This window comes from Rhizobium sp. 862_C5_N1_2, from assembly GCF_051811205.1.
GTDB lineage: Bacteria > Pseudomonadota > Alphaproteobacteria > Rhizobiales > Rhizobiaceae > Rhizobium > Rhizobium leguminosarum.
This window is the reverse complement of the sequence record NZ_JBPWPT010000001.1, coordinates 2,310,473-2,330,470: the sequence shown is the minus strand read 5'-3', so window position 1 is coordinate 2,330,470 and position 19,998 is coordinate 2,310,473. Positions and strand designations below refer to the sequence as shown.

General features: G+C 61.7%; 20 protein-coding genes. 12 read left to right on the top strand and 8 right to left on the bottom strand.

The window, feature by feature from the left end:
• The first annotated feature begins 28 nt into the window (after positions 1-28).
• The 3 genes from ACD590_RS11745 (at position 29) to ACD590_RS11735 (ending at position 2,969) form a co-directional block, all read left to right on the top strand.
• On the top strand, positions 29-1,057 hold the full coding sequence (locus ACD590_RS11745) for a zinc-binding dehydrogenase (protein WP_018447304.1): 1,029 nt from the start codon (positions 29-31) through the stop codon (positions 1,055-1,057).
• A 4-nt stretch (positions 1,058-1,061) separates the two neighbouring features.
• Positions 1,062-1,997: a lipid A biosynthesis lauroyl acyltransferase gene (locus ACD590_RS11740; RefSeq protein WP_439002602.1), complete on the top strand. Its 936-nt coding sequence runs from the start codon at positions 1,062-1,064 to the stop codon at positions 1,995-1,997.
• Between the two features lie 255 nt (positions 1,998-2,252).
• Positions 2,253-2,969: a PAS domain-containing protein gene (locus tag ACD590_RS11735; protein WP_193446539.1), complete on the top strand. Its 717-nt coding sequence runs from the start codon at positions 2,253-2,255 to the stop codon at positions 2,967-2,969.
• Between the two features lie 55 nt (positions 2,970-3,024).
• Here ACD590_RS11735 and ACD590_RS11730 read toward each other — a convergent pair whose 3' ends face one another.
• The 3 genes from ACD590_RS11730 to ACD590_RS11720 form a co-directional block, all read right to left on the bottom strand.
• Entirely contained in the window at positions 3,025-3,387 is a 363-nt protein-coding gene (locus tag ACD590_RS11730) for a VOC family protein (protein WP_018242378.1), read from the bottom strand.
• The gene (locus ACD590_RS11725) at positions 3,388-3,786 is read right to left on the bottom strand and encodes a polyketide cyclase (protein ID WP_018242377.1); all 399 of its coding nucleotides are present in this window, start codon (positions 3,784-3,786) and stop codon (positions 3,388-3,390) included. It abuts the gene before it with no gap.
• A 70-nt stretch (positions 3,787-3,856) separates the two neighbouring features.
• The gene (locus ACD590_RS11720) at positions 3,857-4,648 is read right to left on the bottom strand and encodes a helix-turn-helix domain-containing protein (protein WP_439002601.1); all 792 of its coding nucleotides are present in this window, start codon (positions 4,646-4,648) and stop codon (positions 3,857-3,859) included.
• A gap of 212 nt (positions 4,649-4,860) precedes the next feature.
• Here ACD590_RS11720 and gndA point away from each other — a divergent pair, with 212 nt between their 5' ends.
• Positions 4,861-6,312 (top strand): NADP-dependent phosphogluconate dehydrogenase, encoded by a 1,452-nt coding sequence (gene gndA, locus ACD590_RS11715; protein ID WP_193446537.1) that lies wholly within the window; start codon positions 4,861-4,863, stop codon positions 6,310-6,312.
• 154 nt (positions 6,313-6,466) lie between these two features.
• Here the strand turns inward: gndA and ACD590_RS11710 are convergent, their stop codons facing one another.
• Positions 6,467-6,844, bottom strand: coding sequence for a VOC family protein (locus ACD590_RS11710; protein WP_130729069.1), 378 nt, complete (start codon positions 6,842-6,844; stop codon positions 6,467-6,469).
• 238 nt (positions 6,845-7,082) lie between these two features.
• Between ACD590_RS11710 and ACD590_RS11705 the strand changes: the two genes are divergently transcribed.
• The 3 genes from ACD590_RS11705 to ACD590_RS11695 all read left to right on the top strand — a co-directional run bounded on the left by ACD590_RS11705 (position 7,083) and on the right by ACD590_RS11695 (position 8,862).
• Positions 7,083-7,577 carry a GNAT family N-acetyltransferase gene (locus tag ACD590_RS11705; RefSeq protein WP_018242373.1) on the top strand — a complete coding sequence of 165 codons (495 nt, stop codon included), beginning with the start codon at positions 7,083-7,085 and terminating at the stop codon, positions 7,575-7,577.
• A gap of 56 nt (positions 7,578-7,633) precedes the next feature.
• Positions 7,634-8,143 (top strand): GNAT family N-acetyltransferase, encoded by a 510-nt coding sequence (locus tag ACD590_RS11700; protein ID WP_018242372.1) that lies wholly within the window; start codon positions 7,634-7,636, stop codon positions 8,141-8,143.
• Between the two features lie 101 nt (positions 8,144-8,244).
• Entirely contained in the window at positions 8,245-8,862 is a 618-nt protein-coding gene (locus tag ACD590_RS11695) for a class I SAM-dependent methyltransferase (protein ID WP_439002600.1), read from the top strand.
• Between the two features lie 45 nt (positions 8,863-8,907).
• On the opposite strand, the gene ACD590_RS11690 is transcribed toward ACD590_RS11695, so the two are convergent.
• Genes ACD590_RS11690 through ACD590_RS11680 form a run of 3 tightly spaced genes read right to left on the bottom strand, consistent with a single transcriptional unit; the run spans position 8,908 to position 11,192 of the window.
• Positions 8,908-9,453, bottom strand: a complete 546-nt coding sequence (locus ACD590_RS11690; RefSeq protein WP_113542013.1) for an AAA family ATPase — start codon at positions 9,451-9,453, stop codon at positions 8,908-8,910.
• 14 nt (positions 9,454-9,467) lie between these two features.
• Positions 9,468-10,544, bottom strand: a complete 1,077-nt coding sequence (locus tag ACD590_RS11685; RefSeq protein ID WP_439002599.1) for a D-alanine--D-alanine ligase family protein — start codon at positions 10,542-10,544, stop codon at positions 9,468-9,470.
• A 33-nt stretch (positions 10,545-10,577) separates the two neighbouring features.
• Positions 10,578-11,192 carry a C39 family peptidase gene (locus tag ACD590_RS11680; RefSeq protein ID WP_113542015.1) on the bottom strand — a complete coding sequence of 205 codons (615 nt, stop codon included), beginning with the start codon at positions 11,190-11,192 and terminating at the stop codon, positions 10,578-10,580.
• Between the two features lie 173 nt (positions 11,193-11,365).
• On the opposite strand from ACD590_RS11680, the gene ACD590_RS11675 reads away from it, so the two are divergent.
• Together ACD590_RS11675 and leuS are read left to right on the top strand one after the other, a co-directional pair.
• Positions 11,366-12,274 (top strand): LysR substrate-binding domain-containing protein, encoded by a 909-nt coding sequence (locus ACD590_RS11675; RefSeq protein ID WP_439002598.1) that lies wholly within the window; start codon positions 11,366-11,368, stop codon positions 12,272-12,274.
• Positions 12,275-12,662: 388 nt separating this feature from the next.
• Entirely contained in the window at positions 12,663-15,179 is a 2,517-nt protein-coding gene (leuS, locus tag ACD590_RS11670) for a leucine--tRNA ligase (RefSeq protein WP_439002597.1), read from the top strand.
• Positions 15,180-15,236: 57 nt separating this feature from the next.
• Here the strand turns inward: leuS and ACD590_RS11665 are convergent, their stop codons facing one another.
• Positions 15,237-16,280 (bottom strand): LacI family transcriptional regulator, encoded by a 1,044-nt coding sequence (locus ACD590_RS11665; RefSeq protein ID WP_018242366.1) that lies wholly within the window; start codon positions 16,278-16,280, stop codon positions 15,237-15,239.
• A gap of 454 nt (positions 16,281-16,734) precedes the next feature.
• On the opposite strand from ACD590_RS11665, the gene ACD590_RS11660 reads away from it, so the two are divergent.
• From ACD590_RS11660 to ACD590_RS11650, 3 genes are all read left to right on the top strand, one after another.
• The gene (locus ACD590_RS11660; RefSeq protein WP_018242365.1) at positions 16,735-17,970 is read left to right on the top strand and encodes an ABC transporter substrate-binding protein; all 1,236 of its coding nucleotides are present in this window, start codon (positions 16,735-16,737) and stop codon (positions 17,968-17,970) included.
• 184 nt (positions 17,971-18,154) lie between these two features.
• Complete coding sequence (locus tag ACD590_RS11655) at positions 18,155-19,060, top strand: carbohydrate ABC transporter permease (RefSeq protein ID WP_018242364.1); 906 nt, start codon at positions 18,155-18,157, stop codon at positions 19,058-19,060.
• Positions 19,053-19,997, top strand: coding sequence for a carbohydrate ABC transporter permease (locus ACD590_RS11650; RefSeq protein ID WP_439002596.1), 945 nt, complete (start codon positions 19,053-19,055; stop codon positions 19,995-19,997). The genes ACD590_RS11655 and ACD590_RS11650 overlap by 8 nt, the downstream gene beginning before the upstream one ends.
• Position 19,998: the final 1 nt, after the last annotated feature.

The window sequence follows — 19,998 nt, the reverse complement described above, 5'->3', positions numbered from 1 at the left end:
ATGACGCCTTCAGGCGAGGGATTTTGCCATGCGCGCTTTGCAACTGATCGACGACCGCAAGCTTGAGATCACCGATCTGCCGGAACCGGATGCTCCAGCCGCTGGCGAGGTGACGCTGCGCGTCAAGGCGGTGGCGCTCAACCATATCGACGTCTGGGGCTGGCGCGGCATGGCATTTGCCAAGCGCAAGATGCCGCTGGTCATCGGTGCGGAAGCCTCCGGCGTGGTGGAATCGATCGGGCCGGGCGTCTCCAACGTGCTGCCGGGCCAGCTCGTCTCCATCTACGGCGCGCGCACCTGCGGCCTCTGCCGCCCCTGCCGCGAAGGCCGCGACAATCTCTGCGAACATGTCTCGGGCGTGCACGGCTTCCATCTCGACGGCTTTGCGCAGGAGAAGGTCAACCTGCCGGCGCGCCTGCTGGTGCCGGCTCCTCCCGGCGTCGACGCGATCGGCGCGGCGCTTGCTCCGGTCACTTTCGGCACGGTCGAGCACATGCTGTTCGACAATGCCAAGCTTGAGCCGGGCGAGACGATCCTCGTCCATGCCGGCGGCTCCGGCATCGGCACGGCGGCAATCCAGCTTGCCAAGAAGATCGGCTGCACCGTCATCACCACGGTCGGCTCGGACGACAAGATCGAGAAGGCCAAGGCGCTCGGCGCCGATCACGTCATCAACTACCGCACCGACCGTTTCGAGGGCGTGGTGCGCAAACTCACCAAGAAGAAGGGCGTTGACGTCGTCTTCGAACATGTCGGCAAGGACACTTGGGCAGGCTCGATGCTCTGCATGAAGCGGGGCGGGCGGCTCGTCACCTGCGGCTCGACCTCGGGTGTTTCCACAGAGATGAACCTGATGATGCTGTTCCAGCAGCAGCTGAAGCTCTTCGGCTCGTTCGGCTGCCGTATGGAGAACATGGCGGATGCGATGCAGAAGATGGGCCGCGGACTCGTCCATCCGGTCATCGATACCGAGGTCAGCTTCGGCGATATCGATCGGGCACTGGAGCGGATGGAATCGCGCCAGATCTTCGGCAAGATCATCCTGAAGATGGATTGACCGCGTGAAGCTGTTCATCACCCGGATCGTTCTGGCGCTCAGGAATTTCCAGCAATGGCTGGTGGCGCAGATGATGTTCGGCTTTCTGAATTTCCTGAAGCTGTTTCCGGCCGATGGCGCGATCCGCTTCGCCGACAGGATGATGCGCCGCCTCGGCCGGCTGACCAGCCGCCACAGACTGATGCTGACCAATCTGCGCAACGCCTTTCCTGAGAAGAGCGAGGCCGAGATCGAGGAGATCGCGCTCGCCAGTTGGGGCAATATGGGCCGGCTTGCTGCGGAATACGTCTTCCTCGACCAACTGTTCGACTATGATCCCGGAAAGTCGGAGCCGGGCAGGGTGGAGGTGTCGGGCGTCCCGATCTTCCTCGACCTGCGCGACAATCCGCGCCCCTTCATCGTCTTTACCGGCCATACCGCCAATTTCGAGCTGCTGCCGGTGGCGGGCGCCGCCTTCGGGCTCACGGTAACCGTGCTCTTTCGGCCGCCGAATAATCCTTATGTCGCCAAGAAAGTGTTCGACTTCAGGAGCGCGCGCATGGGCAAGCTGGTCCCCTCTCATGCCGGCTCCTCCTTCGCGCTCGCCCGTCAGCTGGAAGCAGGTCAGGGCGTGGGCGTGCTGGTCGACCAGAAATTCCGCAAGGGGCTGAAGGGCACCTTCTTTGGCCGCGACGTGAAGACCAATCCGCTGCTGCCGAAGCTGGTGCGCCAGTTCAACTGCGAAGTCTATCCGGCGCGCTGCATCCGGCTGCCGGGAAATCGCTACCGGCTGGAAATCGAGCCGCGGCTAGACATGCCGCGCGACGCCAATGGCAATCTCGACCTGCCGGCCGCCGCCCAGTTGCTCAACGACAAGGTGGAAAGCTGGGTGCGGGAATATCCGGAACAGTGGCTCTGGTATCACGACCGCTGGCAGATCAAGCAGACGCTCGCGCCTTAGAGCAGGATGATTAAATAATTAGAGCACGATGTCGCGTGAAAACCGCTCACACTTTCGGCATCATGCTCCAAAAACGTCCACCCTCATTTATCAGCGGTGAAAAGCGGCAGGTGCTCTCGGATTGAAACTGAGGGCACTTCATGTTACCCGTCACCACCAAGACGCGAATAATGTCTACCGGAAGGCGCATTTTTGGGAAATGCAGCCATATGAGGTTTCGGACTCGTCTCTTGGGAAAATGGGAGTGGAGGCGTCTTGCTGGAGCTTTTTCGAGCTTTTTCCTTGCGTTGCGTGCAAATCGAGGAAGCCATACGCCTGGGCGACGACCAGCGCGTCACGGCGCTCGACCGCCATGTCGAGCCGCTGGTCGAGGCAATCCTCGCCTACCGGGCAGTCAATCTGCTCGAAGTTTACATGCAACTGCAGTTTGTGAGCCATCTGATCAACCAGGATGCCGACGACAGCGCCAGCGTCACGGAGCACACGTCGGTGCTTTCCTACCTGCTCGACCGCTATTTCGGGGCGCATGGGCCGGACTGGCGCGTGCCTTCGCCGCAGGATGTGCGCATCGAGCCGCCGCCGGCCTATGTGCCTGATACCGACAATGGCCAGTTCCTCAACGCGGTAATCCTTGAAAGCCTGCCGGACCGCGTGGCGGTGCTGACAAGGGACTATCGCTACCTCTATTCCAATCCAGCCAACAGCGCCCATCTCAACAGGAAGCCGATGGAGCTCATCGGCCGCCACCTTTCCGAATTCATCGGCGAGGAGCGGTTTGCCGAATGCGCCAAGCATAAGCTCGATGCCTGTTTTGCCGGCGAACAGATCGACTATTCCTATGAGCGCTCGGCCGGCAGCGGCGAATCGCGGCAGGTGCGCTGTCGCATGTCGCCGCTGCGCGATGCGGGCGGTACGGTGATTGGCGCCCTGCTCGTCATGGAAGATCTCGATCGCCTGTCGCAGGCTGCCTGATCCCGGTCGGCAGCCTTAGGCAGCCTGACCAACTCGGCCGCCTTGGGTAGTCTGGCTAAGCCGCCGCCCAGACGGCGAGCTCGTAACCATCGCGGTCGAGGAAGTGGAAGCGACGGCCGCCGGGAAAATCGGTGATCGGCCGGCAGATCGTGCCACCGGCTCTTTCGACTGAGGTCAGCACTTCTTCCAGATCGCTGGCATAGACGACGACAAGCGGGCCGCCGCCCGGCCGCACGGGTCCGAAATCGGTAAAGCCGCCCTTCAGCCGGCCATCGTCGAATTCGCAATAATTGGGACCGTAATCGGTGAAGCGCCAGCCGAAGGCCGAGCCGTAGAAGGCTTTGGCGGCGGCGATGTCGGCGACGTTGAATTCGACATAGTCGATGCGGCGGTCGTGGTTTTCTGTCTTCTCGGCCATCTATCTCTCCATCAGGGCTTTCAGCATGGCGAGATCCTTCTCGACATGGGCGGCATCGGCGGAAAACTGTGTGTCGGTCATGCCGGGCAGACGCAGCAGCGTGAACATGACCTCGCAACCATCGCCGTTCGGCACGATGCGCAGGGCATTATAAACCCTCAGGCCGGATTCGATGGTCACCGTATGGTCGATCACGCCGAATTCATTGGCAGGAACGAAGCTCACCTTGACGCTGCCGAGAGTGCCGTGGGCGATCCAGTCGGCGCCGTGAGGCTCTAAGCCGGTCGCAAGGCCGGAGGCCCAGAGCGGCATGTTCTCCGGCTTGCCGGCGAAGTCATAGACGTCGCGCCAGTCGCGCTCTATCGACAGGTGGATGATTTTCGCGGGCATTGTCGACATGGCTTGCAGGTCCCTGGCATTTGGTTTCGTCAGAATAACAGACCGGCCAGCAGCGTCTTGAACAAAACGGTCAATCGGCTCTTTGCCGTATACTGAGCTGGTCGAGAATGACGGCAGGTGTCAGCGTCGAGAGCTCGCCGACCTCGCGTGTCATGTGGGGCTGGTCGGCAAAGCCCGCTTCGAGCGCAAGGCGGGCAAGCGGCATCGCGCCCGACCTGTGGCAGAGGTCGAGGAAACGCTGGAACCGGCGAATCCGTTCCAGCGTCTTTGCGCCGTAGCCGAAATGGTGGTGGCAGCGGCGGCGCAGCTGCCTCTCACTCATGCCGAGGTGCTCGAGCAGGCTGGACGCCGGGCGAGAGCTGTCGGCGGCGGCGAAGATCATGGCGGCATCGCGGGCGGGCTCCTCCTCATCGCGCGCGGTCTCTTCGAGCAGGCGGCTAAACAGCGCCCTGGCGGCCGAGGGGTCGGGACAATCCGCAAGCCGCGCTTCGAATTCGGCGGTGTCCTTCCGGCCGATGTCAGCGAGGGGCACCGAGCAGCCGACCAGTGCCGAGAGCGGCGTCTTCAGCCAGGGGGCTGCGGCGCCGGCCGCAAAACGTGCGCCGATGACTGTCGCGCCCGGCCGGATGACGGGAAAGGACGCTGTCCTGTCGGGACCGGCGACAACCAGCCGGCCGTCGATCCAGAGGAGATCGCAATAACCGTCAGGCACGATCGCCACCATTGCCGGCGGTCCGTCATGAAGCGCATGCGACCAGAGGCGGCTGAAATGGCGTCGCAGCGCCGGCGGCGGCATAGACTCGCGGTAGCAGCCGGCGCGGGCCGCCAGGAGAGCCGTATCTGTTCGTCTTCCCGATGCCAATGCGATATCTCCCGAGGCACTGATGATTACATGAGATAGGGCGTTGCGGGCGGGGCGCACGAAAAAACCTAGGGCTTCCGGAGTGGGCGCCAGCCGGCGGGTTGTCGGACAAGCGGCGATATTGCAAGCTTCATTTCATTGGCTTTTGCGAACCGATTAGACCCTTGCGAGACTTGCCGTTTGATTGAGACAGTGCCACAACACCGGTCCAAATGACACATCGGAGGTTTGTCGTGGAAAAGGCAGAAATCGGACTGATCGGCCTTGCGGTCATGGGCTCCAACCTGGCGCTCAATATCGCGGAAAAAGGCAATAAAATCGCGGTGTTCAACCGCACGCCGGAGAAAACCGACGAATTCTACGAAAGCGCCGGCGATCTGAAGAAGCAGATTATTCCCTGCAAGACGATCGAAGAGTTCGTCGATGCGATCCGGCCGCCGCGTCCGATCATCATCATGATCAAGGCGGGCGAGGCCGTCGACCAGCAGATGGAGCTGCTGCGCCCGCATCTCTCCAAGGGCGACATCATGATCGATGCCGGCAACGCCAATTTCCGCGACACCGTCGCCCGCTTCGACCGGCTGAAGAATACCGATCTGACCTTCATCGGCATGGGTGTTTCCGGCGGCGAAGAAGGTGCGCGCCATGGCCCGTCAATCATGGTCGGCGGCACCGAAGAGTCCTGGAAGCGCGTCGAGAAGGTGCTGACATCGATTGCCGCCCGCTACAATGACGAGCCCTGCGTCGCCTGGCTCGGCAATGACGGCGCCGGCCATTTCGTCAAGACCATCCATAACGGCATCGAATATGCCGACATGCAGATGATCGCCGAAATCTACGGCATCCTGCGCGACGGCCTCGGCAAGAGCGCCTCCGAAATCTCCGGCATCTTCGGCGAATGGAACAAGGGCCGGCTGAACTCCTACCTGATCGAAATCTCCGAGAAGGTGCTTGCGGCCACTGATCCGGTCTCCGGCGGGCCGATGGTCGACATGATCCTCGACAAAGCAGGCCAGAAAGGCACCGGCAAGTGGTCGGCGATCGAGGCGCAGAATATGGGCATTCCGGCAACGGCGATCGAAGCCGCCGTCGCCGCCCGCAGCCTCTCTTCGATGAAGTCGCAGCGCGAAGCCGCCGAAAAGATCTTCGGCACCCAGGCTGTGTCCTTCCCGATCGCTTACGGCCCCGAACTCAACAAGGATCTGGAACTGGCGCTGTTTGCCGCCAAGATCGGCGCCTATGCGCAGGGCTTCGCGGTGATGGCGGAAGCATCGCGCGAGTTTAACTGGTCGCTGCCGATGCCGACGATTGCCAGGATCTGGCGCGCCGGCTGCATCATCCGCTCGCAGTTCCTCGACGAGATCACCTCGGCTTTCACCAAGGCGCCTGATGCTGCCAACCTGATCGTCACGCCTGCCTTCTCCGACATGGTCAAGGAATCGATCCCGGCGCTACGCCGCGTCGTCGGTGCCGCGATTGCCGCCGGCCTGCCGGTTCCGGCGCTGACCTCGGCGCTGACCTATTTCGACGCCTATCGCCAGGCCAGGGGAACGGCAAACCTCATCCAGGCGCAGCGCGACTTCTTCGGCGCCCACGGTTTCGACCGCCTGGACGGCAAGGATTTCCACCACGGCCCCTGGGGCAGCGGTGCGTCGACCTTCTGAGGTTGCTGAGAAGAGATCGAGGAAAAGCCCGGCCGTCGCGCCGGGCTTTTTCGTCATTGTGCCCTCAAATTCTCCATCTACGATCCGCTGGGGTGGCGCTCCCTGCGCAGGCCCGATCGGATAGTCTGCAAGGCATCCAATTGCGGCGATCGGGCTAGATTGGTTGACCGACGTCGATGCGGTTCCCGTCGGGATCTTCAAACACGAATGCCCGCAATCCGTAGTCCTTGTCCTGAAGGCTTTTGATGATTCTTAACCCGTATTGCCGGCAAACCGTGTGCAGGGCATCGACATCGTCCACCATCAGGTGCGCAACATTGAAGTCCGCAGCCTTGTGGCTCGGCTGCAAGGTGAGATGCAGCTCCCCGCGATCACGCTTCAGGATCATGAAGCCGACAGGATTTCCGTTCTCGAATATTTTCTGGAAGCCGAGGACATTGGCATAAAAATCGTAGGCTTTGGTCATGTCCTTGACTGGCAGCATGGCGGCAATTCGTCCGAAACGAACACCGTGATCGGCGATATTATTCATCGCAGAACCTCTGGTTGCGAAGACGCTCACACCCTTCGGACGGTGCCGGCAGAGATTTCACGCTTCGATGTTTCGATCAGCAGGACGGTGCCCACGCCTCTCCGTCTATAGCCTCGGAAAATCCTCTGCGGAAGAGGGGCAACCGATTCCCGCGAGATTCGCGTGGGTCTACGACACTTCGTTTCAATAGGATAAGACGTTATTTATACGCGACAACGCGCCCGAGGAATTGACCGTGATGCTTATCCGAGACGAAACGCCGGAGGATTTCGACGCGATCCATGATCTGACCTCGACCGCCTTCAAGCCGATGTCTTACAGCGACGGGACGGAAGCGGAGATTGTTCGAAGACTTCGTGAAAACGGTGATCTGACAATATCGCTGGTCGCAGAGCAGCACGGCGAGATCCTGGGGCATGTCGCGTTTTCCCCGGTGACGATCGACGGCGCGCATGATGGCTGGTTCGGGCTGGGGCCGATATCGGTCAAGCCGGAGAGACAACGGCAAGGCATCGGTAAGGCGATGATTGCAAGAGGTCTCGAACTGCTGAACGAGATGGGTGCCAGCGGATGCGCGTTGATCGGCAATCCCGACATCTATAGCCGTGTCGGTTTCAGCAGCGACGGGCAACTGAAGTATCTCGACCTCGATACGCGGCTCGTGCAGCGGATTGTTTTTCGCGGATCCCGGCCAAGCGGGACGTTGCAATTCGCCCCGGCATTTGAAAGCTAGGATATTCCGTTCAACGGCCGAAACTTCAAAACCAAGCTGACAGAGAAGGCGGCGACATGTCCGAAACGGGCGCGATGACCATCCGAACCGAGCGTCTCAGGCTCCGCATGCCAGATATCGACGATTTCGCCGCCTATGCGCAGTTGATGGCGTCGCCGCGATCGCTCGGAATGGGCGGCCCGTTCGATCTGCGCGCGGCGTGGGGGATGTTCTGTCACGACGTCGCTCTCTGGCAGCTTTTCGGCCACGGAGCGCTGACGATGGAGCTCAGCGAAACTGGCGAATGCGTCGGTCAGGTAGGGATCAATCACGGGCCGCTCTTTCCAGAGAAGGAGCTCGGCTGGTTCGTCTATGCGGAATATGAGCGCAAGGGCTATGCTACCGAAGCGGCCTTGGCGCTGCGCGACTGGGCCTTTGCGACACTCAAGCTGCCATCGCTTGTCAGCTATATCGCTCCCGGCAATGCCGCATCCGTTGCGGTTGCGGAACGGCTGGGAGCGCGTCTCGATCCCGCAGCACCCCGAACCGATCCCGCCGATCTCGTTTACCGGCACCTCCCTTCCTGAAATGCGGAAGTGGTCTTGGGAACTGCATTGGTTGCGGACGTCTCAGTCCCTACATGTTGATCTGTTAGGATGTCGGGCTCCGCAAGAGATGGGGATATCGGATGACAGGCGCGAAGCGGGAACACTGGGACGAGGTCTACCGCACGAAAGCTGCCGACAGCGTCAGCTGGTATCAGCCGACGCCCGGGCCTTCCTTGCGAGCGCTTGACGAGCTGCAACTGCCGGTCACGGCCTCGCTGATCGATGTGGGCGGCGGCGCATCGAACCTTGTCGACCGTCTTATTGAGCGCGGGTGGTCCGACCTCACCGTCCTCGACATCGCCGCGCCGGCGCTCGAGGTCGCCAAGGCGCGGCTGCGGGATGAAGCCGGCCGGATCGCCTGGGTGGTTTCTGACGTCACTTCATGGCAACCCGACCGGCATTACGATGTGTGGCACGACCGCGCCGTCTTTCACTTCCTCACCGAGCCCGAGCAGCGGCTGGCCTATCGGCATGCGCTCGAAACCGGCACTGCGCCGGGCAGCGCCGTGATCATCGCCACCTTCGCGCCGGACGGGCCGGAACGGTGCAGCGGCCTGCCGGTCCAGCGCTACGACGCGGTAGCGCTTGCGAGTGAATTCTCGTCCACCTTCGTGCTTCAGCGCGACTGGCGCGAGGAGCACACGACACCCGCTGGTGGCCGGCAGTCGTTCCAGTGGTGCGTCTTTCGCAGGCGCTGAGCCCTCGGAGAGGGCGGCCGAGAGGCACGACCCTGATGATCGCGTCTACTGCTGCCTCGTTTCCCGAGAGAGGCAGTCGAGGATGAAATCCGCCCGGTCTGCGACCGCGATTTTCGGCAGTATGATGATGTCGTAGCCGAGCGTCGGATAGATCGCGGCCAACCGGTCATATTCGTCGACAGCCTCGTCGAAGCCATGGCGCCGCTCGGGATCGGTCGTGTAGATTTCGGGCCATGGCGGGGTCAGAAAAACCGTCTGGTGATAGCGGTGGGCTACGCTCAATTTTTCCAGGATAGGTTCTCCGGTGAGGTGCTGAAGCGCTGCCGCCGCATCGACCAGCCCGCGATCGAAAAACATCCAGCCGGTCTGCTCACACGCCGCTGCATGGTCGGCGATCGCCATCTCGATCGCGCGGCGCGCAAAGGCCACCATGTCGACCCAGGGCAGGGCTGCGCCGTCGTCTTCAAGTTCTTGCTTGACGATACGCCGGCCGGGCTCTTCGACGACGGCATGACCGCGGACAACAAGCTCCTGAAGCAGCGTCGATTTCCCGCCGCCGGAACATCCCGAAATCAAGACCGACCTGTTCATGTTCGAGCTCCCGCCTAGGCGACCCGGCGGGCGCGCGCCAGGCCGTGGTCGACGAGCCTGTCGATGATTTCGGCGTATCCGACGCCGCTTGCCGCCATCGCTTTGGAATACATGCTGATATTGGTGAAGCCGGGGATGGTGTTGATTTCATTGACCAGGAACTGCATGTCATCAGTCAGGAAGAAGTCGATGCGGGCCATGCCGTCGCAACCGACGGCCCGGAAGGCTCTTGCGGCCGCGTCGTGCATGGCAGCCTCGACTTCCTCAGGCAGTTCGGCCGGCACTTTCAGCGCCGCACCTTTCTCGTCGATATATTTGGCATCGTAACTGTAGAAGCCGTGGCTTTCGGCCGGCACGATCTCGCCCGGCCGGGAAACGAAGAGTTCTCCTGCCGTATCTTCCAAGACGCTGAATTCGATCTCACGGCCGCGCACGAATTCTTCGGCGAGCAGCGTGCGATCATGGCGGAAGGCCTCAGTAAGGGCGGGCGCGAATTCCTGGCTGGCATGGACCTTGGCGACACCGACCGACGATCCCTGCCGCGCCGGCTTGATGAAGAGCGGCAGGCCGAGTTCACCTTCGAGGGCTGCCAGCGAAGGGGCAGCACCCTCACGGATCGTTACCGCACGCGCTACCGGCAGGCCCGCCGCCCTCAGCAGGCGCTTGGCGATGTCCTTGTCGAGTGCTGCGGCGGAGCCGAGGATGCCGCAGCCGGCGAGCGGAACGCGGGCCACCTCCGCCACGCCTTGCACTGAGCCGTCTTCGCCGTGGGGTCCGTGCAGCACGGGAAACAGGATGTCGATCCTTGCCAGTTCATGCGGCGCGCCGTGGGCCGGGATCGCCAGCATCCGGCCCCGTCCGCCCGGCACGAGGCAGATTTCCGCACCCGATGAAGGTGTCGCCAATACGCCGTCCTCGAAACAGCTCAGCAGCCATTGTCCCGCGCGGGTGATGAAGATGGGGACGGCATCGTATTTTTCGGGCTTGAGCGCGCCCATGACATTGGTTGCCGAGAGCACGGAAACCTCATGCTCGGCCGAGCGTCCGCCGAAGAGCACGGCAATGCGCAGCCTGTGTGGGGAAGGGGTCATGAAAGCCTCCGAAACGATCTGGTGTTGAAAAGGTCAGGCGTCGACCGATATGCCGCGATTGGCGAAGAAGCGGTCGAAGACGGCAAGCGGCAGCGTCACATCGGCCTGGCTCGCCGCGTCGTGGCCGGACGGGTTGTGGAATCGGATTGCCCCCTGCGAGGCCGCCGTCACCAGCACCAGATGCCCGCCCTTCGACGGCGGCTCGCGCTCCGGCCAGCGGATGCCCGAGTTCACCGAGGCGATGAAGAACCGGCGCTTCGACAGAAGCTCGGGAATGGCTGATGTCTCGACGCCGGTCATCGTCTCCGCGCTAAGTGCGAAACGGTCGGCGGCGAAGCGGACGAAGGGCGCGTAGATCAGCCCCTTGATCGTGGCGTCGATTTCGTTGACGACATATCCGCCATAGGCGGTGCAGGCGCGGGCAAGCTCGAGTGTCGGATGGATCTCGCCGCGTGCGGCAAGAATCATCTTCAGGCAGGCCATGCCGCAGACATTGACTGCCCAGCGCGCATATTCCTCGATCGTTGGGGCCCCCGATTGATGCCAGAGCGGGTCGCCGAGCAGGGCCTGTTGTCCCTCGGCAAGCACCGGCAACGTCATGCCGGGTGTTTCCCATTGGCTGAAATAGGGCACGCCGCTTTGCTGCATCCTGTCGATATCCCCCTGGTTCGTCTCATGAGATGGCCGGCAATCTTGGCTTTTTTCGAACCGATGCCCGCTTGCGAATCCAAGGCTAAGGTGCAGCTTTCTTTAGGTCCACTTAATTAAAGTAAGTATATAGGTTAGAAATTATGGCCAATTGATCGGCCGGGGAAACAGGCTTGGATTTCTTCCGATTGCGCACACTTCGCGAGCTTTCGCGCCGCGAGACGATGGCGGCGGTCGCCGACGCGCTGGGTATTTCCTCATCGGACGTTTCTCAGCAGATCGCCCAACTGGAGGACGAAGTTGGAATCCGGCTCGTCGAGCGGCGCGGGCGAGGGGTGATGCTGACACCGGCCGGCCAGAGGCTCGTCCTGCATGCCGATCGGATATTCGCCGTCGTCGAGGAAGCCAAAACCGATATTGCCGAGCTGCAGAACATCGTCGCCGGCGACTTGAGGATCGCCGCCCAACCCTCCGCGGCGTCCTCCTTCATCCCGGCCGCGATGCGCGAGCTCGCGATCCACCATCCGCATCTCAACATCGTCATGACGACGATGGGACCTGCCGAAGGCGTGGCCGCGCTCCGGGCCTGGCAGGCCGACATCGTCGTTGCCGACGACATATCCTTCGATCCGCACACGCTCGAGGGCACGGTCGACACGCTGTTCCTCTGCCGCGACCAGCTCTTCGCGCTTCTGCCCGCCGGCCACAGGCTGGAGAGCGAGCCCGTCATCGAACTCGCACAGCTGAGGGATGAACATTGGGCACTCGACGTCGCCTCCAGCGCCTATTCCATGGCGATCCGCCAGGCCTGCCGCGACATCGGTTTCGAGCCCGTCATCAACGGTTTCAGCGACAGTTTCGAAGTGGTGTTCGCGCTCGTCGAAGCCGGATGCTCGATTTCGGTGATGCCCGGACTGGCGCTTCGAGATTTTGGCGAAGGCCTCACCGTCAAGCCGCTGGCGCCAGCCGCCTACCGCGGCATCCATGCGATTAGCCGGCGCGGCGAGGTGCGCAACCCGAAGGTCGCGGCGGTGCTCGATCAACTGGTAAAGAGCGCGCCGCGGGATTTGAACAGATCCTGATTTCGCGCGAATGCACTCTTGGCAGAAGCGATCATATCGGGCACTCTTGGTTCATGACTATGGCAACTCAAGCAGCAGACGTTCGCGCACGCGACGCACGACTTACCACCACGGCCTCCTGATCGGAGCCGGGTTAACACTGTCGTTTGCTTTCTCCTTATTTGCCTTGAGTCACCGTCCATGGACACCAGATCAAAGCCATATCGCGTTTTTTTCGTCCGGAGCGTCGCGCGGACGTTCTGCGTCGCAACTCCGCACGCGTTTCGACTTAGCCGCGGCTGCCGGACGTCACCGGAGCACCGGCAGCCGTAGCTGCTCCTGAACCAAAGAACGCCTCCATTTTTCAGGACACGCCGCCGGCAGAGCCGGTCGGCGCCAGGAGTGATGCATGCCTTATGATCCCACAAAGATCGAACCGAAGTGGCAGGCCTATTGGGCCGATCACCATATTTTTCGCGCGGAAATCGATCCGGCCAGGCCGAAATTCTACGCGCTCGACATGTTTCCGTATCCTTCGGGCGCGGGCCTGCATGTTGGCCATCCCCTTGGCTACACTGCCACGGATATAATGTGCCGCTACAAACGCATGCGCGGCTTCAACGTCCTGCATCCGATGGGATGGGACAGTTTCGGCCTGCCGGCGGAGCGCCACGCCATGCGGACCGGTGTGCATCCCGATGTCACGACGAAGCGCAATATCGAAACGTTTCGCGGACAGGTGCAAAGGTTGGGTTTCTCATATGACTGGAGCCGCGAGTTCGCCACCACCGAACCTGCCTACGTGCGCTGGACACAGTGGATATTCCTGAAGCTGTTCGAGAAGGGCCTCGCCTATCAAGCCGAGGTCGCGGTCAACTGGTGCCCGGCACAGAACGCCGTGCTCGCCGACGAGGAGGTCAAGGACGGGTGTTACGTCGAGACCGGCGATCCCGTCATCCGCCGCAGAATGCGCCAGTGGATGCTGCGCATTACGGCTTATGCTGACCGACTGCTGGAGGGACTGGATGGCCTCGATTGGCCCGAAAGCCTGAAAACCATGCAGCGCAACTGGATCGGGCGTTCTGAAGGGGCCGAAATCCGTTTTTCGCTCGAGCATGGCACGGAGGGCATTACCGTCTTCACGACGCGCCCGGAAACCCTATTCGGAGCAAGCTATATCGTGCTCGCACCGGAGCATCCCGCTGTCGCCACCACCGTCACGCCCGAAGCAAGAGAGGCGGTTGCCGCCTATATTGCCGAGGCCAAGGCATTGGAGGAAACGACGCGTACCGATGCTGGACGCGAGAAGACCGGCGTCTTCACCGGCGCCGATGCCGTCAATCCCGCAACCGGCGCCCGGCTACCGATCTGGGTGGCCGATTACGTCCTGGCGGGCTACGGCGCCGGCGCCTTGATGGCGGTGCCGGCCCATGATGCGCGGGACCACGCTTTTGCCTGCGCGCACGGCCTGCCGATCATTCGCGTGGTCGACAGTGCGGACGACATCGAAAAGGCGGCCTTTGAGGGCGAGGGGAGGATGGTTAATTCCGACTTCCTGAATGGTCTGGCCGCGCCAGAGGCCAGGAAAGCCATGATTGCTTGGCTGCAGGCGAGTGGCGCAGGCTGGCCTAAGGTCACCTATTGCCTAAGCGATTGGCTGTTTTCCCGCCAGCGCTACTGGGGCGAGCCGATACCGGTGCTGCATCTGGCGGATGGCTCGGTGATGCCGCTGCCCGAGGAATGCCTGCCGCTGCTGCCGCCTGAACTGGACGACTACGCCCCGACGCCGGATGGCGAACCGCCGCTTGCCCGTGCGCATGCCTGGGTCGAGACGATCGTGCCGGGCACCGACATTCCGGCACGGCGGGAGACTAACACGATGCCGCAATGGGCGGGCTCCTGCTGGTATTTTCTCAGATTTCTTGATCCCGGCAACGCCCGCGAGCCCGTCGCGCGTGAGGCCGAGCGCTATTGGATGCCGGTTGATCTCTACGTCGGCGGTGCCGAGCATGCGGTCCTGCATCTGCTCTATGCCCGCTTCTGGCACAAGGTTCTTTACGATATCGGGGTCGTTTCGACGGAAGAGCCGTTCCAGCGTCTGTTCAACCAGGGCATGATCCTTGCTCATTCCTACCGCGATGCGGCGGGCCGGTATTACTCGCCGTCTTCCGTCGTCGAAGAGCAGGGCAGATGGTTCGCTGGGCCGGTCGAAGTGCAACGCGCCGTCGAGAAGATGTCGAAGTCGCGGTTGAACGTCGTCAATCCCGACGATGTCGTCGATCAGTTCGGGGCCGACGCCTTGCGGTTGTACGAAATGTTCATGGGACCTCTGGATGCGGCAAAACCCTGGCAGACCGCTGGCGTGATCGGTGTGCGCCGGTTTCTAGAGCGCGCCTGGCGTATTGTTTGCGACGAGAGCGACGGACTCTCCTCAGCGGTGCGGGAGGCGGCCCCGAGCCCGCAGCTTCTGTGCTTGCGCCACCAGACGGTGAAGACCGTGACGGCGGATATCGAAGCAATGCGGTTCAACACCGCGGTTTCCCGGCTGATGGAACTGGCCAACGCACTGACGGTGGAAGCCGCGCGTCCGCGCGAAGTGGTGGAGACATTCGTGCTGTTGCTGGCACCCTTTGCGCCTCACATCGCGGAGGAGTTATGGAGCAAGCTTGGTCACGGGGTAACACTGACATGGGTTTCCTGGCCGACCTTCGACCCTGCGATGATCGAGCTTGAGACCTGCGAATATGTCGTGCAGATCAACGGCAACGTTCGCCACCGCTTCGAAGCCGCCGCCGACCTCGGCGAGGCGCTGCTGGCGGCGGCGCGATCGGAACCCGCTGTCATGGCCTTGCTCGACGGCAGAATGGTGGTCAAGGAAGTTCTGGTCCCGGGGCGACTGGTGAATTTCGTCCTCGAAGACCTGTGATGATCCAAAGCTGATCGTCGGATTTGAGCCCGGCGGTCCGTTCCCTCAACCGACCGCCTACCTGCCGCTCTCCGGCCAAGTCGGCTGGCTGACGCTCTGCAGCAGTTCCGGTTCGACGCCGTCGATGCGGGCGATGACGGCTTTGGCCATTTCGCGGCCGGCTTGGCGCACGTCTTCCTGGGCGGTGATGATCTCGGGGCGGATCCAGTTCAGGATCGGTACCGATTGCTTGGAAACCATGTCGAGATCGCGGCCGAGCGCTTTGCCGGCGGCCTCGATGCCGGCATTGACGGCGATTGCCGCGCTACCGGCCGAACAGACGATACCGTCGGGGGCGTTGGCCGAGCGCATCATCACCTCGACGATGTCGCGGATGTCGGCGAGCGGGGCGTCGGTGTTGACGCGCAGCGGCACTTCCTCGGCGCCGTAATCATGCAGGCCGGTCTGGAAGCCGATGCGGATATGGGCGTAGTAGGTGAGCTTGCTCGGCGGCTGCAGCAGGGCAATGCGGCGGCGGCCGCGCTTGACGAGCTTTTCCACCGCCTGATGCGCGAAGGCCTCGTTGTCGAAATCGTGGAACGGGTGCGTGAGACCCGCGTCGGTGCGCCCATGTGTGGCGAAGGGCATGCCGCGCTCGCTCAGCAGCCGCACGCGCGGATCATCCGGCTCGATGCGGGAGATGATGACGCCGTCCGCCGAGCCGGTATCAAGGATATAGCGCACCGGCAGCATCGGGTCCTTGCTGTGGGAATGCGGCGTGATGACGATATGATAGGGCGTGCCGGATAGCACCTCGGAGATGCCGAAGACCATCTGGCTCGAGAAGCCCATGATCTCCTCGTCGATGCTGAGAACGAGGGCAATGACGTTGGTCTTGCCGGTGCGCAGGCGCACACCTGCTCTGTTGGGCTGGTAGCCGAGCTGGCGGGCGACCATGCGCACCCGCTCCTTGGTTTCCGCTCCGATATCCGGCGCATCCTTCAGCGCCCGCGACACCGTCGTCACGCCAAGGCCGGTCATGTAGGCGATCGTCTTCAACGTCGGGCGCTCGCGCGCTGCCGGCGTCGATGCCGTGTTCTCGAAATTTCCCTTGTTTTCCATCCTTTTAGGCCTGCCTCGCGCGAATTGGTGTCGCTTATAGAGGCTTTTTCCAGCGTCGTAAGCCCGCCGCCTGCCAAAATCGCGCCTCCCTGAGGAATGCAATCTGTAACGATACAGTAGAAATGTCGAGTGCTTTTTGTTGTGTGCGTTGCAACATTGTACGCATAGGTTGAATCGGCAATTCGTGCTTTGTTTTTTTGCGATTGCGAAGAGGCTGAATCGCACGGCTCAATTTATCGTGTAAAATTATTATGGTTATTCAAATAGATAAATTGAAAACGCATGTGCGAGAACGGCCGATTGCATTTCGCTTCAGGGGATGCGGCGCTTCCGATGGAAACAGGCAGAAGTAGCATTTCCCGTTATCGCGGAAAAATTTGCCTGCGGGCAGTTGCGTGGAGAAATCGATTGATCTAAGTTTTTCCGGCAACGTTTCAGTGAGGGAGGAGAACTCATGAAAATCCGTATAATGGCGGCCGTGCTTGCCGCTTCGGTCGCGCTTCCGTTCGGCGCCGCCAACGCCACCGATCTCGAAGTCACGCACTGGTGGACTTCGGGCGGCGAATCCGCTGCCGTCGCCGAGCTGGCAAAGGCATTCGACGCCACCGGCAACCACTGGGTCGACGGTGCTATCGCCGGTTCGGGCGGCACTGCCCGTCCGATCATGATCAGCCGCATCACCGGCGGCGATCCGATGGGCGCCACCCAGTTCAACCATGGCCGCCAGGCCGAGGAACTCGTCCAGGCCGGCCTGATGCGCGACCTGACCGATGTGGCGACCGCCGAGCACTGGAAGGATATCATTCGTCCGTCGAGCCTGCTCGATTCCTGCACCATCGACGGCAAGATCTACTGCGCTCCCGTCAACATCCACTCCTGGCAGTGGCTGTGGCTTTCGAACGCCGCCTTCAAGAAGGCCGGCGTCGAGGTTCCGAAGAACTGGGATGAATTCGTCGCTGCGGCTCCGGCACTCGAAAAGGCCGGCATCATTCCGCTCGCCGTCGGCGGTCAGCCGTGGCAGGCGACAGGCGCCTTCGACGTGCTGATGGTTGCGGTTGCCGGCAAGGATACCTTCAACAAGGTCTTCAAGGACAAGGACGCGGAAGTTGCCGCCGGGCCCGAAATCGCCAAGGTGTTCAAGGCGGCCGACGACGCTCGGCGCATGGCCAAAGGCAGCAACGTCCAGGATTGGAACCAGGCCACCAACCTTGTCATCACAGGCAAGGCCGGCGGCCAGATCATGGGCGACTGGGCGCAGGGTGAGTTCGCGCTCGCCGGTCAGAAGGCCGGTACCGACTATACCTGCCTGCCGGGCCTCGGCGTGAACGAGATCATCTCGACTGGCGGCGACGCCTTCTACTTCCCGCTGCTGAAGGACGAAGAAAAGTCCAAGGCGCAGGCCGTGCTTGCCAAGACCCTGCTCGATCCCAAGACCCAGGTTGCCTTTAACCTGAAGAAGGGTTCGCTGCCGGTTCGCGGCGACGTCGATCTCGCTGCCGCCAACGATTGCATGAAGAAGGGTCTCGACATCCTGGCCAAGGGCAACGTGATCCAAGGCACCGACCAGCTGCTTTCGGCCGACAGCCAGAAGCAGAAGGAAGACCTTTTCTCCGAATTCTTCGCCAATCCGTCGATGACGCCGGAAGACGCTCAGAAGCGTTTCGCCGGGATCATCGCTTCAGCTGACTGATCAGCAGATTCGCTGCCCTTGCGGTCCGGCTCCCATCGGGGCCGGATCGTTCCGGACGGTCGGTGATGGTCCGGCGGGCGGCGGCGTCTCTCTGGTATCTTCAGCAGGTTTCAGAGGTGGAGACGACAGGCGGCGCCTTGCCGATCTGTCACTGGTCGCAGCTGCGATTTGAGGAGAAGTATTCATGACGGGTCAAGCGCGAGCAGGCCGGCCAAATAAGTTACTGCGCAATCTGAATGCCAAGATTGCGTCCATTCCGATGATCCTGACGGCGCTGGTGATCTTTGTCGGCGGCACGTTTTGGACGGTCTTTTATTCATTCACCAATTCCAAGCTCCTTCCGCGGTTGAGCTTTGTCGGCTTCGATCAGTACCAGCGCCTCTGGGCGGCACCCCGCTGGGTGACGGCGATCGAGAATCTGGCTGTCTACGGTATCCTCTCGCTGATTTTCAGCCTGGTCATCGGTTTCATGCTCGCGGCGCTGATGGACCAGAAGATCCGTTTCGAAAACACTTTCCGCACCATCTTTCTTTATCCCTTCGCGCTGTCCTTCATCGTGACGGGCCTCGTCTGGCAATGGGTTCTGAACCCCGATTTCGGCATTCAGGCTGTGGTGCGCTCGATGGGGTGGACGAGTTTCACCTTCAATCCGCTCTATACGCCTGAAATCGTCATCTACGGCATTCTGATCGCGGCGCTGTGGCAGGGAACGGGCCTCGTCATGTGCCTGATGCTTGCCGGCCTGCGTGGGATCGACGAGGACATCTGGAAAGCGGCGCGCGTGGACGGCATTCCGATGTGGAGGACCTATCTCTTCATCGTGATCCCGATGATGCGGCCGGTCTTTATCACGACGATCGTGATCATCGCCTCCGGCATCGTCAAGGTCTACGACCTCGTGGTCGCGCAGACATCGGGCGGACCGGGCATCTCCTCGGAAGTGCCGGCGAAATATGTCTACGATTACATGTTCCAGGCGCAGAACCTGGGGCAGGGCTTTGCTGCCTCGACCATGATGCTCGTCACAGTCGCGATCATTATCGTTCCGTGGGCCTATCTGGAATTCGGCGGAGGGCGCAAGCGTGGCTGATGTAGGAACTCTCAACACCATCGCTGCCGGCATCGACGCCGTCGCGCCTAAACTCGCCGAAGGCCCCAGCGGCCCCAGGCCGCGCCCGGCGGTGTCGGCGCGCAACATCATGCTCTACGGCACGCTTATCATTGCAGCGCTCTACTATCTGTTGCCGCTCTACGTGATGGTGGTGACGTCGCTGAAGGGTATGCCCGAGATCCGGCTCGGCAACATCTTTTCGCCGCCGGTAGAGATCACCTTCGAGCCCTGGGTGAAAGCCTGGGCGCAGGCTTGTACCGGGCTCAACTGCGATGGCCTGTCGCGCGGTTTCTGGAATTCGGTGCGCATCACGGTGCCATCGGTCATCATCTCGATCGCGATCGCCTCGGTGAACGGCTACGCGCTGGCGAACTGGCGCTTCAGAGGATCTGAGCTTTTCTTCTCGATCCTGATCATCGGCGCATTCATTCCCTATCAGGTGATGATCTATCCGATCGTCATCATCCTGCGCGAAATCGGCATCTACGGCACGCTGAGTGGCCTCGTGATCGTGCATTCGATCTTCGGCATGCCGATCCTGACGCTGCTCTTCCGCAATTATTTCGTGTCGCTGCCGGAGGAACTGTTCAAGGCGGCGCGTGTCGACGGGGCGGGCTTCTGGCAGATCTTCCTGCGCATCATGCTGCCGATGTCGCTGCCGATCTTCGTAGTCGCGATGATCCTGCAGGTGACCGGCATCTGGAACGACTTCCTGTTCGGCGTGGTCTTCACCCGGCCGGATACCTATCCGATGACCGTGCAGCTCAACAACATCGTCAATTCCGTCCAGGGCGTGAAGGAATACAACGTCAACATGGCGGCAACGATCCTGACGGGTCTCGTGCCGCTCATCGTCTACTTCGTGTCGGGACGGCTTTTCGTCCGCGGCATCGCCGCCGGCGCAGTGAAGGGTTGAT